The sequence below is a fragment of the Campylobacter sp. JMF_15 NE4 genome (assembly GCF_027737645.1).
Lineage (GTDB): Bacteria > Campylobacterota > Campylobacteria > Campylobacterales > Campylobacteraceae > Campylobacter_B.
The window spans coordinates 72827-86646 of sequence record NZ_JAOVTY010000003.1; the positions used below are offsets into that span (position 1 = coordinate 72827).

11 protein-coding genes are annotated in these 13820 nt (G+C 40.9%); 6 read left to right on the forward strand and 5 right to left on the reverse strand.

What is annotated here, in order from left to right; genetic code table 11:
• The first annotated feature begins 1 nt into the window (after window position 1).
• Window positions 2-157, forward strand: a complete 156-nt coding sequence (locus OFN98_RS07120; protein WP_270859783.1) for a hypothetical protein — start codon at window positions 2-4, stop codon at window positions 155-157.
• A 10-nt stretch (window positions 158-167) separates the two neighbouring features.
• Window positions 168-671, forward strand: coding sequence for an S-ribosylhomocysteine lyase (gene luxS, locus OFN98_RS07125; RefSeq protein ID WP_270876650.1), 504 nt, complete (start codon window positions 168-170; stop codon window positions 669-671).
• Between the two features lie 64 nt (window positions 672-735).
• On the opposite strand, the gene OFN98_RS07130 is transcribed toward luxS, so the two are convergent.
• On the reverse strand, window positions 736-4179 hold the full coding sequence (locus tag OFN98_RS07130) for an acyl-[ACP]--phospholipid O-acyltransferase (protein WP_270874967.1): 3444 nt from the start codon (window positions 4177-4179) through the stop codon (window positions 736-738).
• Window positions 4180-4279: 100 nt separating this feature from the next.
• Between OFN98_RS07130 and OFN98_RS07135 the strand changes: the two genes are divergently transcribed.
• Both OFN98_RS07135 and OFN98_RS07140 read left to right on the forward strand, forming a co-directional pair.
• Complete coding sequence (locus OFN98_RS07135) at window positions 4280-4807, forward strand: hypothetical protein (protein ID WP_270874966.1); 528 nt, start codon at window positions 4280-4282, stop codon at window positions 4805-4807.
• A gap of 269 nt (window positions 4808-5076) precedes the next feature.
• Window positions 5077-8292, forward strand: a complete 3216-nt coding sequence (locus tag OFN98_RS07140; RefSeq protein ID WP_270874965.1) for a hypothetical protein — start codon at window positions 5077-5079, stop codon at window positions 8290-8292.
• 790 nt (window positions 8293-9082) lie between these two features.
• Here OFN98_RS07140 and ciaB read toward each other — a convergent pair.
• Entirely contained in the window at window positions 9083-10903 is a 1821-nt protein-coding gene (gene ciaB / locus OFN98_RS07145) for an invasion protein CiaB (protein WP_270874964.1), read from the reverse strand.
• Window positions 10904-11025: 122 nt separating this feature from the next.
• On the opposite strand from ciaB, the gene OFN98_RS07150 reads away from it, so the two are divergent.
• Entirely contained in the window at window positions 11026-11433 is a 408-nt protein-coding gene (locus OFN98_RS07150) for an acyl-CoA thioesterase (RefSeq protein WP_270862798.1), read from the forward strand.
• A 35-nt stretch (window positions 11434-11468) separates the two neighbouring features.
• Here the strand turns inward: OFN98_RS07150 and OFN98_RS07155 are convergent, their stop codons facing one another.
• From OFN98_RS07155 to dut, 3 genes are read right to left on the reverse strand one after another with little or no spacing between them, the layout of a single operon-like run.
• A complete protein-coding gene (locus OFN98_RS07155) occupies window positions 11469-11684 on the reverse strand; it encodes a hypothetical protein (protein WP_270859918.1) in 216 nt (71 codons plus the stop codon).
• Between the two features lie 55 nt (window positions 11685-11739).
• A complete protein-coding gene (locus OFN98_RS07160) occupies window positions 11740-12489 on the reverse strand; it encodes an EI24 domain-containing protein (RefSeq protein ID WP_270874963.1) in 750 nt (249 codons plus the stop codon).
• A gap of 9 nt (window positions 12490-12498) precedes the next feature.
• Window positions 12499-13191, reverse strand: a complete 693-nt coding sequence (dut, locus tag OFN98_RS07165) for a dUTPase (RefSeq protein ID WP_270859920.1) — start codon at window positions 13189-13191, stop codon at window positions 12499-12501.
• A gap of 97 nt (window positions 13192-13288) precedes the next feature.
• Between dut and OFN98_RS07170 the strand changes: the two genes are divergently transcribed.
• On the forward strand, window positions 13289-13702 hold the full coding sequence (locus OFN98_RS07170; RefSeq protein ID WP_270862801.1) for a hypothetical protein: 414 nt from the start codon (window positions 13289-13291) through the stop codon (window positions 13700-13702).
• The last annotated feature ends 118 nt before the right edge of the window (window positions 13703-13820 follow it).

Consider the following 13820-nt stretch of genomic DNA (forward strand, 5'->3'; position numbering starts at 1 on the left):
CATGCTAATAATTCGCAAGATAATTTTCGCGGTTTTGATTTTTATGGCTATCGTTACGACCGCGGTGTTTTCGATGTTTGTTTATAATGTCTTTTTCTCTGATGAGAAAAGCCCTAGCGAAATTTTATTTGAAAAAAAAGAAATCAAACGACTTTAAAGGAGAAAAAATGCCACTGCTTGATAGTTTTTTAGTAGATCATACCAAGATGAAAGCCCCTGGCGTGCGACTCGCCAAAAAAATGACCACAAAGGGCGGTGATAAGATTTGCGTTTTTGATTTGCGATTTTGCAGGCCAAATTTAGAGATTATGAGCGAGCGCGCCACTCACACGCTCGAACACCTTTTTGCGGGCTTTATGAGAGCGTATTTAAACAGCGCCGATGTCGAAATCATCGACATTTCGCCTATGGGGTGCAGGACTGGATTTTATATGAGTTTAATCGGCGAACCGCGCGAAGAGGAGATAATTCACGCATGGAAGAGCTCTATGCACGATGTGCTAGCGGTAAAATGCCAAAGCGACATACCAGAACTGAATAAATTTCAGTGTGGCACCTGCGAAATGCACTCTTTGCAAGGCGCCAAGCAAATCGCACAAAATGTGCTAAATAAGGGCATTTGCGTCATCAAAAACGACGAAATCAAACTTGATTTATCTTTGGTGAAGTAAATTTCACTCGCAATGACGATAAATTTGCTTAATCTGTCATTGCGAGGATTTGCCCAGTAAAATTTTAAATTCCCATATCCTCTGCCATTTTTTTCACAGCTTTAAAATCCACCTTGCCGCTGCCTAAAATCGGTATTTCGCCCACTTTTTTTACCACGCTTGGCTGCATTATCGGGGCTAAATTTGCACCCTTTATCATCTGCGAAATTTCATCTTCGCCAAATTCGGCGCTGTATAGTAGCGCGATTTTCTCGCCCTTTTTCTCATCAGCCAAATTTACACACGAAAAGCTAACCGTAGAGCCTAAAATTTCGCCTATCGCCCCCTCTACTGCGCCCAGACTTATCATTTCGCCACCAATTTTTGCGAAGCGCGAAAGGCGGTCTGTGATAAACAAAAACCCGTCATCGTCGCAGTATCCGATATCGCCACTGTTATAATACCTCACGCCATCGATTTCGATAATCGCGCGCGCTGTGCGCTCTGGCTCGTCGTAGTAGCATTTCATCACCTGCGCCCCGCCGATTAGGATTAGCCCTGCTTCGCCGTTTCCAAGCTCGGTGAAATTCGCGGGATCGACGATTTTTATTATCGTGCCAGCTAGTGGCAAACCCACGCTTTTTTCGCGGTTGAAGGCAAGTTCCTTGAAAAAATCAGGCTCTAAAATATTTGGCGTATTTACGCTCACCACAGGCGCAGTCTCTGTGGTGCCGTATCCCTCATAAATATCCACGCCAAATTTGACCTTAAAGTCCTTTTTCACGCTCTCGCTTAGCTTTTCAGCACCTGCGATTGCAAGGCGCAAATTTCGAAGCATTAGCGGATTTAGGCGTTTGTTTTTGGCATAAAGTCTAAAAAATGTCGAGGTTCCAAACATAATCGACGCGCCGTATTTCGCGCTCATTTTGCCCACACAAAACGCGTCTGTCGGGTCTGGGACATGTATGCTTAAAAGTCCGTCATTTAGCGGAAATAGCGTCGTAACAGTTAGCCCAAAGCAGTGAAAAATCGGCAAAGACGCCAAAAGCGCGTCTTCACCCGTGGCATTTACGAGTTCGGAGATTTGGCGCACATTTGCCATTATGTTTTTGTGCGTGAGCACCACGCCTTTTGGGCGTCCCTCGCTTCCACTGCTAAATAAAATCGTAGCCTCATCGTCGATTGCGTGTGGCGCGATATACAAAACCTCGAATAAAAATTTCGGCATCAAAAGAGCCTTTATCGCCGTGCTTATGCGCTCTTTGCGTGTGATATCTGCACCGATATCCTCCAAATACACTAATCTCTCGCCAAGGCTACTTTCTAGCTCAAATCCACGCGATTTTAGCTTTTCGACAAATTTTTTCGAGCTGATTATGGTGCGCAAATTCGCCTTTGTGGCGCAATACACGAGATTTTCTTCGCTTAGAGTGTAGTTGAGATTTACGCTGATTTTGCCCATGGCTAAAATCGTCAAATTTATCGCACTTGCAATCACGGAGCTAGGCAGGATTATGCCTATGTTTTTTTCATTTCCTATGCGCGGTGCTAGGCGCTTTTGAAACATTATTAGCGCGCTCATCATCGCTAAATTTGTAAATTTCACCCCTGTGCTATCGACCGCGGTAGTTTTAAATGGCGAAATTTTCGCCTGATTTAGCCAGTTATACGCTAAGGGATCAAGCGAGCTAAGGTATTTTTCCCAGCTAAAAAACGATAGTTCTCTCACGGCCTTTTTGACCTCGTGCGCTTTGGCATTTATATCTAGTGGCGCACCAAAACTCACCCTCAAAGCGTGCGTGCCAAGCTTGGAGATTGTTTTTTTATAATGTTCGCTAGCCCTTGAAAATGTCGAACCCCAAAGCCCACGGATATAAAACGGCACTATCACGGCATTTGCGCCCTTTGCAGCGTGCTCAAATCCAGCTTGAAACTCATCGACTCTGCCATTGTAGCTAATGTGCCCTTCTGGGAAAAGCCCCACCACTTCGCCAGCGTTTAAGGCTTCTTTTATCGCGCCAAGCGCACTTTTGCTGACCCCTGCGCCGATCGGAATTACGCCAAAAATTTTCAAAAACCACTTCAAATACCACAGCTCATAATAGCTTCTGTGCATTACAAAGCGCACAGCGCGCGGGCAGGCAAGCTGCACGACTGCCCAATCAATCCAGCTAATGTGATTGCCTAAAAGCAAAACTCCGCCACTTTGCGGGATATTTTCTAGCCCATCGACGCGGACTTTATATCCAAATTTCAAAAACGGCAAAAGCAAAATTCGCATGAAAAGGTGCGGCAGGTATCTGGCGCTAAAAATTCCGCAGATTAGCACGCACAGCGCGCACATTACAAAGATTTCGCCACTATACACGGCAAAATTTACTAGAATTATGGCGATTATCAAAAACAGCACCATAAAGATATTTTGGATAAAATTTGACCCCGCTAGCACGCGCCCCATGCGCTCATCGCGGGTAAAAAACTGAATATTCGCATTAAGTGGCACGATAAAAATTCCACCGCTAAATCCGAAAAATAGCGACGCCAAAGATAGCGTAAAAGCCGAATTTGCGTTTGCTAAAATCATCAGCGCAAGTCCTAGTCCAAATGCGCCAAATGGCACGATTCCTAGCTCGATATGTTTTTTGCAATAACTTCCTGCAAACACCGCTCCCAGCGCGATTCCAATCGCACTTAGTGCTAAAATGACTTGGATAATCATCACATTATCATTTCCGCTAATGGCCTTAAAATGCGCCGGAAATGTCGCAATCACGAGCTGTGAAACAGCCCAAAACATCGAAAGCCCAAGCGTGCAGAGCAAGATATTTTTATCCGAGGTTACGAATTTTAAATTTTGCCTTAGATACTCGAATTTTGCGAATTTGGCAAATTCGAATTTCGCCTCAGGCTCAGCCGCGTCAAAATATGGAATTTTATAGGCAAAATACGCCTCCACCATAGAGCCAGCCACGAGCAAAAGCCCGATAAACCACACCGAGCGCAAAAGCTCGCCAGCACCTGCGCCTTGCTTTGCAAAGCTTTCGAAAATCACAGAAAACACAAGTGATGAGAGCAAAATCGCGATTATGGTTAGAGCCTGCACTGCGCCGTTTGCCGCGCCTAAATTTTTCGCTCCGACGATTTTTTTGATTAGTCCATATTTCGCGGGCGAGTATATCGCGCTTTGCGCAGCTAAAAGAATCGTCATAAAAAATGCGAAATAAAACCACCCGCAAATGTATCCAAGCGTGATTAGCGCGCACAAAGCCACGCCAAGCAGGGCGCAAGCGCGAGTGATTTTCGTGCGCGAGAATTTGTCGTTTAAAAAGCCAGAAGTGCTAAATAAAAAAATATATGGAAGCAAGATTAGCATATTTACTAGCGCGGTCAGGGCAATGAGCGTGTCGCCTGAAAAGCTCTTGACTAGGACATTTTGGATAGTGATTTTGTGCGCAAGATCTACGCTAGCGTTGATAAACATTATTATCATAAATGGCAAAAATCCGCTGATTTTGAGTAAATTTTTCATAATTTTTCCTTAAATTTGCGCGAATTTTAGCCTTTTAAATTTAACATAGAAAATTTAAGCCGAATTTGATAAAATGCACCAAATTTTATCAAGGAAAATTATGCAAGTAACTATCACCGAGCGCGATGTCGTCGCACTTAACAAATTTATGCTACTTCACAGCAAAAAAGCAAAAAAACAAAAAATCGTCAGCACCTATGCGATCGCTTTTGAGTTTTTGATCTTTGGTATCATCATCGACGGACTTTTCAAAACAGCCCCGATTGCAAGCGTCGCCTCGCTAATCATGGGCGCGCTGTGGCTGGTGTTTTTCCCTAAATTTTATCGCAAAATGCTTCGCAAACATATTGCAAACGCCGAAAATATCGAGCCTTCAAGTGTGCAGATGAATTTTTTATGGAGCGAGAGTGAGATTAGCTTCGCTAATGGCGAAGCCAGTGCGAGCGAGAAGTTCGCTACTAGCGATTTAAACCGCATAGCTAGGAGTGGCGAAAACTATTTTTTGGGCTTTGAGCGTGGATTTCATATAGTTTTGCCTTGCACCGAAGATACTGCGCGCGAAGTGGAAAATTTGGCTAAATTTCGAAATTTAGCAATCGAAAGCGTGGATTTAAATCAGAAAATTTGATTTTGTTTTGTTTGTTATTGCCCCCCCGCGACGCTTGATTTGTCATTGCGAGAGCCGAAAGGCTCGAAGCAATCTGCGAGTTTAAAATTTAGAATTTGCAAAATCGCTGTCATTGCGAGAATTTTGTGCTTAATCCGCGCCCAAAGCGCCTAATTTGTCAAATTTTTAAAAAAATGCAAAAATTCCCATAAATTCTTTAAATTTTACCGCTTTTTTCTGTGATTTAAGTTATAATTTCAGCTATTTATAAAATTTCAAAGGAGTTTGAGATGAAAGCATTAAACAAAAGCAGAGGAAGTATCGTCTTAGCTACAATTTTATTTGCCGTAGGTGGTGTGAGTGCCTTAAACGCAGCTTCTTATATTACAGGAGCGAACAAAATAGAAACAGAAAGTGGTCGCCATTTAGGCGATGGCGAGACAGAAAATTCGAATATTACCATTAGTAACACTGCTGGGACTGGAAGTATACCATTTAAAAATGCTGTTTTTGGTGGTTATTCCAATAGTAAAAATGTATTAAATAATAAAATTACAATTACTGGCAATATCGATGTTACCAAAGGTATAGAAGCAGCTCGTCTTGGCACAACAATCAACGATGTAAAGGCAAATAACAATTCTGTTTTTTTTGATAATGCGACATATACAGGTAGTGCTTGGGCTGGTAGAGCAGGCAAAGAAGGAACGACAGGAAAAAATACTACCACTAATTACAATACAACCGTAGTTAATAAAAGCACCGTAACTATTAATAGTGGTAATCTTCGTGGTGCTATCACATACGGAATAGCTTCGTTCGCGGATTATAACACTCTACATGTCAAAGGCAGCACTATTTATGGGCAAGGTAACAACTTTGAAATAACTGGTGCTTTTTCGCAGACAGATGAAGGAGAACAACAAGCCAATGTGCAATATAATCAAATAATTTTTGAAGATTCTCATGCTTATTATGATAGCAATGAAAACAGCACTACTAGAAAACTTTTTGGTGGCGCTGCAAGGCAAGGCGAAGCAAATAACAACCGCGCATATATAAGCGATTTTAATAAAGATGTAGATGATAATATCGTACAAACCAATATTTACGGTGGCGCGACTTGGAGACCAAAATCAGGTGGTGCAGATGGCAATATAGCTGTCGCAGTGGGCGAGAGTAAAATTGCAAATATCTATGGTGGTGCAGCAGGCGTGAAGGCAGACAATAGAGTAACTAATATATCAAAAGGCGCAAATAAAAATTTAGTCATTTTAGATTTATCGGGCAATGGAAAAGTTACAGAAAATGTATATGGCGGATATATATTTGATACATCTTTGGGAACCACGACAGGCAACGCCGTGTATTTCCTAAACGGAAATGTCGCAGGAGCTGTCGTAGGTGGAAACAAAGAAAAAACAGAAAATACACTAATCCTAGGCAATGACACTAGCACTTGGGGTACACGAAAAGCAGGAGAAATAACTGGCTTTGATAGTTTAAATTTCAATGTTTTACAAGAAGGTGATAAAAGCAAAGCCGTGCTTTCTTTAACAGGAACAAATTCTAGTAGCTTAGACGGCGTTAGCGTGAAATTTTTAAGTAGCGGCAACACGATAAGTGATGAGCGTGGTAATGGCGCAACAGATGCGTTAAGTGGAGTTATTTACGATAAATATACCGCCCAAAATACAACAACAATAAAAGTTGTAAATACGATAGATAAAAACGGCGTGAAAAAAGAGACTACAAATGGCTTTGAATATAATACAGGGCGGGATTATTCTTGGGGATCAGGCGATTTAGATTTGACAAAAAAAGAGACAAAATTTTATCTAATCGATAGCACCACAAGCGAACTAGCCGACTATACTAAAATGGCGAACTACAATACAAATATAGGCGCTAGTGGCACAACCGTAAAACACGACTGGGATAACTCAGAAGGTATAGTAATCGATGCGTATCAAACAAACCAAGATTATATTATCGACAATGCTTCTGCCTTTAAAAGAAATATTCGCGGTATGTTTGTAAGCACTGATAAAAAATCTCTATATATCGCAGGTAATCACGATATAACAGAAGAGATAAAAGATACAATCGGCGGAGATGATTTTTTTACTAAATTTGGTCAAGAAAAAAGTGGCAATACAATCACAATCTCTCCAAAAGGGGATTTGGATTTAGGCACAGTTACATTTGACGGCGGTCCTAGCGGAAATACACTAAATGTAGGCGAAAGCGATAAAAGAATTACAATGGATACAATCACACTAAAAGATGTCAAAGATTTTGAAACCATTAACTTTTATTTACCTAGCAACCCAAGTCCGGGACAAACCGCCATTACGCTAACTGGCGGAGCAGGCACAGATCTATCTAAATCAAATATCAATGTGTTTGTCGATAATTTGAGCAATTTGCAAAACAATGGCGGTAGAGTTCATTTACTAAAAACAGCCAACGGAAGTAATATTGCTGGCAATAAACCGCTAAGCACAAATATTCAAATTGGCGCAACCGTGAAATACGACTTGAAAGATAGCTTGGATCTAGCGTCTGCAAAGACCGTTACTACTAATGACCAAACCAAAATTTTCAACGAAGCAAGGATTGCTGGTATGGCGGCTGTTTGGGAAGGTTCGTATCTCATCTCAAACCACTTAGAGCGCATTATACCTGATGGATATACCGAGCTTTTCCCTTATGCTATCGTAGAGGGTTACGACAAACGCTACAACACAGGCTCTCATGTAGATAGTTTGGGCTTTAACGCAAACGCAGGTCTTGCAGGCAAAGCACCAAATAGCAAGGGTGAATTTACAATGGGTATTTTCATCGAATACGGCAATGTCGATTACGACGCTTACCTAGATGACGGCACCAAAGGTAGCGGGGACGCATACTACGCTGGTGTGGGTGCATTTGGCAAACAAGAAAATGCGAGTGGCTCATACTATGAGGGCTCATTTAGAGTTGGCCAGCTAACTACGAATTTCGACGGCACTCTAAATTTCAACGGCGTTAGCAAATACTATGATTGGGGCATAGACTCTACATACTACGCTGTGCATGTAGGTGGTGGCAAAATCGTCCCGCTAAGCGAAAGCAACGATTTGGATTTTTATGCTAGATATTTCTACACTCATATCGACGCAGCCGATATCAAAATAGATGGCGTGGATACTCACTTCGACGCTTTGCAATCACACAAGATTAGAGCTGGCTTGCAAGATAACTTTAAAATAGATGAACACAATAAATTTTATCTAGGACTAGCTGGCGAATATGAGTTTAGCTCAGAAGCAGGCGGACGATTTATCGTGCCAAATGGTAGCACAGGCGAAATGTTAAGCCCAGATCTAAAAGGCCTAACAGGAATTGGCGAAATCGGCTATCAATACAAAACCGAAACGCTTAAATTCGACGCTGGCGTGAAAGGATACGCTGGCAAACAAGAAGGCGTAAGCGCACAAATGGCACTTAGCATTGCGTTTTAGTTAAATTTGGCAAAATTTAAATTTTGTCAAATTTTTAAAATTTAACCTCTAAATTTAATCTTTAAATTTAATCCTTAAATTTAACACAACCCCGAGAGCAATCTCGGGGTTTTTTTATGTTTGAAATTTTAAGGAAATGCGAAGCATTTCAGTAAAACTCAAACCAGCTAAATTTTAAGGTTTTACAGGGGTGGGGGTTGGTAAGGGGGAGGGTAGCGTCTCCAAAACCAGCGTAGCGGTGCGAGGCGGAAGCCGAAGCAGGTTTCTTGCGAGCGCAACGCGCGAAGCAGAGCAAACAAGCGCGCCCTCCCCCTTACAGAGAATTTTAAAATTTTGTCTAAAATTCAAAAAATCGTTCAATGCTAAATTTGGGTTGAATTTTGAATTTAAATTTTTCTGGATTGCTTCGGCGCTGTCGCTCCTTGCAATGACAATGGTGGGCAAAATTTGTTTAATTTGTCATTGCGAGAATTTTGCGTTAGCAAAATTCGTGGCAATCTACGAGCAAAAATTACCAAAACGCAAATTTCGTGTCATTGCGAGCGAGTGTAACGAGCGTGGCAATCCAGTAAAATTTAGAGAGAATTTAAGAATTGAAATTTATCTGAATTTCCCTGGATTGCTTCGCTTTCTACGAAAGCTCGCAATGACAGCAAATTTAGCGCAAGGAATTTTAAACTTGTAGATTACCACGCGAGCAAAGCTCGCTCGCAATAACAATGGCAAGCAAAATTTAGAATTTCAAATTTCAGGCGCAGTGTTTAAAACCCCAAAAAGGCTAAATTTGACCTTAATTTGCCCATTTTTCGCGCTCGCCACTCTCGTCGATTTCATTGCCGATTTTTTCATAAAGCGCGTAGTAATACTCCACAAACTCCCTACACACCGCGTCTTTTGGTAGATACACGCCGCTAGTATTTTCGACAAATCCGTCCAAAAAGTCATAAGCGTCGAGCTTTTTGTAATAAGTGCTAGCCAAAATTTCGTAATTTTTCAGGCAAATTTCCTTAAATCTCTCATACCCCGCCTCGCTAAAATCGACCGCAAGCTTCGCGCCGTCAAATTTCAGCACGCCAGCGCGGAATAGTAGCGTCAGATGAATTAGCCCCTCGCAATAATACGGTCTCACATCATTTACCCTTTGCCACGCGATGAGCCCCACGCTACGGCGGATTAGCTCGTCAAGGACCGGCAGGCGCATTTCTGGTTTTTCGTTGAAAAAGAAGTTGATTAGTCCGCCCGTGGTGGCCTTGTATTCTTCGACGAGCTTGAAAGCGCCTGATTTATTCATCAAAGACTCTGTGTCCTCGTCGATGAAAAATATATGACCAAACTCGTGACCGATTGTGGAGATTTCATAGACCATACGCCAAATTTTAGGCTGTTTGAATAAAATTTCGCGCCCAAAATTTAGATAATCTAAATCAAAAATTTGCGATGAAATTTTCATAAACGGCTTGGCTTTGGCGCTTTCATAGACAAAATTTACAAATGCGAAAATTTTCTTTCCGCAGTTTGTGCTGACGAATTCGTCATTTGGCACGACTTGGGCTGAAAATAGCCCGTTTAAATCCGCGCCGTAATAAATCATCGGCGTGGAGATATAAAGCTGGGTTTTATCAATATTTGAAAGCACGAGCGAGCGCATTACAGGGCTATTTGCGCCGATTTGTTTGTAAATTTTATCAAAGCTTGCACTTACTTGGGCTTTAAATTTATCCGCGTCAAACCTAGTTGGCTGAGATAGTCTAATGTCCCATTCTAGCGCAACTGCGTGTGTGTAGTTATCCTCATAGTATTCAAGCGGGTGGCCGATTTGTATCGGGGATTTGGTCTCCATCCACGCCATTTCGGCGTCTCGCCATGCGCCGATTACAAAGACATTGTTGCGCTCGGCAAAGGCTGTGCGAAGTTTGGCTAGATAGTAGATATATGCCCGCTCCTCGGCGTTGCTAGCTAGGTCTTCTAGCTCCAAAATCGCTTTATTAAATGTGCCGATTAACTCCTTGCTATCCTCTTCAAACGCCACAGCATAGGGTGCCATGACAAATTTGCCCTCGCTATCTTGGATAATCGCACCATAGCAACGATCGCAAATTTCATCGTGTGGCGTGCGCTGTAAAAGCTCGTTTTCGAAAAGATACTCTTTGGCGTCCGCGATACTGGCGAAATTCATCTCTAAGCGTTTGTTATTGGTATCAATGATGAGTTTTTGCCAGCTTTTTTGCATTTGATTGATTACGAGTCCGATTTTATGCACGCTTTTGATAAGCTCTAAATAAAATGGGTTTAAAATTTTCTCCTCTTCAATTTTTGCGATAAGCGCGGCGTGCATGTCAGAGTGTATTTGCCTGACATAATCATACATTTTTTCACGCAAAAGGCTTTGTTTGTTTGCGTCATAGCCTAGCTTGCGAAATTCTTGCATCATCGCCTCTTCTTTTAAATCCACAATGCGCCTTAAAATCGCGATTTTCGCGCTTTGCGTGTCGCTAAATTCGCAAATTTGCAGACCTTGTTTTATGATTTCGCTATCTGAATTTGCATAAAGTGCGTTTAAATTTGCCTTCGTTTCGCTCACCAATTCGTTTAATCGATCGAAATTATTCATATTTTTCCCTTTAAAATTTTGGCTAATTTTAGCAAAATTTTTTTTAAGAGAGTTTTAGTAACTTTTTATTTAATCTGGCTTTGCTACAATGCCAAACTTAAATTTACAAATAAGGAGAAAATATGGAACACATGGGCGAAGCAGTTATAAAAATCATCGCTATGCCAACAGACACTAACCCAGCAGGAAATATCTTTGGCGGGTGGATTTTATCGCAGATTGATTTGGCTGGAACTGTCGCAGCAAGGGAGTTTGCGCCTGAGCGCGTGGTTACAATATCAATGAAAGAGGTGATTTTTAAACAGCCTGTTTTCGTGGGAGATTTAGTCACTTGCCACGCAACCGTGACCAAAATCGGCAACACTTCGATTACAGTTTTGGTAAATGTCACAGCCGAGAGGTATTGCAAAGAGTCGCGCTCTCGCATTTGCCAGCATGTAACAAGCGCAGAAGTAACCTATGTAGCCGTCGATAGCGAGGGCAACAAACTCGTAATCGATCCAGAGCTAAAAAAATTAAAGGGATTTTAGGCTAAATTTGGCAAATTTTAAAATTTGCCAAATTTTTATTTTGTGTGTTTTTTAAACTCTTCGAAAAATTCAGATTCTAGCTCAGCATTGCTTTTTACAATCATACCAGAGCCGTGTATTACGCTTGGCATACAGGCGGTGCAAATATGCACGGTTTCGCCGTTTTTGTGGGCTTTGATGAATACAGCGTTTTCGTCATCGCTACTTTTGAGTGAGCAGATATTGCAGATATAGACATTGCCAGTTTTCATGAGAAATCCTTTGAAATAAACTAAACTGCTATTTTATACAAATTCGGCATAAATTTCATTGATTTGCATTAATTTTTTTAAATTTTAGTTGCGATAAAAATATTATATGCGATAAGTATATGATAAAAAACAGCTGGAAAAACAGACCCACGAGTGGAATCAAACACGCTAAATAAAACAAAAATACGCTAAGCATAAATTTATACCCACCGCCTTTTTTATAGCATTTCTCAAAGCTTTTTTTATCTAGGGTGTTTGAAGCGACATCGATTAAAATGAGTTTATAATAAATATAAAAAAATGGTATATTTATCACAAAAAGATTTATTAGTGGCACCGCTAAAAGTAGCAAGCAAAGCAGTAAAATTCCAATAAATTTTAAAATTTCAATCGCCATTAGGGTTAGCACTCGCCCCAAATTTGGCTCATCGGCGCGCTCTAAATGGTAGTGTCTTAAATTTATCTCTTTTGTGACAATCGGCGTGAGAAATCCAGCGATAAAAAGCGCGCAAAACACGCTTAACATAAGCACCAAAAATGTCCCAAAGGTATAAAAAATCACGCCGATTATCCATTTTGTGGCGCCATAAGCTAGAAGTTTTGCAATCAGCGGAAATCGCTCCTCGTCCAAAAAGCTAAAATCACCGCTTTTTGCCCCCTCTTCGAGCAGGGCAAAAATCTCGCTTCCGCCAAAATACATAAAATATCCAAGCACCAAAAGCGCGCAAAAAAACGGCAAAAGCGAAAGGGCGATGAATTTTTTCGTAAAAAAATCTTTGATTGAAAGGCGAAAAATTTTACCCATTAAATTTCTTTAAATTTCGCTGTTTTTATAGGCTTTTTCTAAATTTGCGTAAATTTCGCCCACTTCCAAAACGCCACTATTTAAAATTTCGACCAAAACGACATTATCCTCTTTGCCGTTCCAAATTTTGCGGTAACTGCCCTCTTTGTAGCCGTTGTCTTGGCGGAATTTATTTAGCACATTTTTGCCGATATATTTGGCGAAAAGCACCTCCAAATTTACCCCGCACTTGATCGCCACTCTGAAATAATCCTGCAAAAGCGAACCCACGCTAAAATTAAATCCGCTCGTCTCGTGAATCAAAAGCTCGATATCATTTACGATTTCATAAATCGAGTAATCCTCGATATTTGCGCGGTGCGCGCTAAATTCTCTAAACGCGCTTACGCTGATTACTTCGCTAGCAATCTCATCAATGCTCTTTAAATTTTTGTTTTGTTCCAAAACATAGCTCATCACAAAGTGCCAAATATCCACGATTTCAATGACGATATTATCTATATCAGGGGCTGCGGCGATGTTTTTCCAGTGCTTCCACGCAAAGCTGTCGATTAGCTCAGCGCACTCCATATAAATGCAACGCTTCCAGTTGATTAGTTTGCCATTTTTGGTGTATCCGTCCTCCCAGCCCACGCCGTTAGTTTCGTCGTTTAGGCGTTGTTGCATTAAAAACATCTCTTTTATTTTTTTATAATTTTCCATAACTTCTCCTAAATTTAGCGCGAAATTATAGCGCATAAAAGAAAATGTAGGTATAATTACTCAAATTTTTGAAATTTTAAATTTTACAGGGGGATTTATGGATAAATTTGACCTATTTTTAAGCAAAATGAAGCTTATGTCAATCGCCGTGCTAGTCGAAAATCTGCCGTATTGCTCAAACGCATTTTACGCTTACGATAAAGATAATAAAACCTTGATTTTTTCAGGGCATGAAGATTCTACGCATATCAAAGCGCTTTTTACCAATCGCTTTGTCTCTGGCACGATTGCTTTGGATACCAAAATCATTTCTAGGATTAAAGGAATTCAGTTTAAGGGCAAAATTCGTAGCGCAGATGAAAACGAGGCTAAAATTTACTTCAAAAGATTTGCCGTTGCCAAGGCGATGAACCCTGAGCTTTTTGCCATTAGGCTTGATTGGATGAAGCTAACCGATAATGTCGTAACCTTCGGTAAAAAGCGCGTTTGGGAGCGCAAAAAAGAGGAGTAAATTTTACTCCTTTTACTTAAATTCAGTTGAATTTGTATCCATAAAATTTCATTTTTATTTTAATTACTTACAACAAATTAAGCAACTTTTAGCTAAAATTTACAGGTTTTACACAATC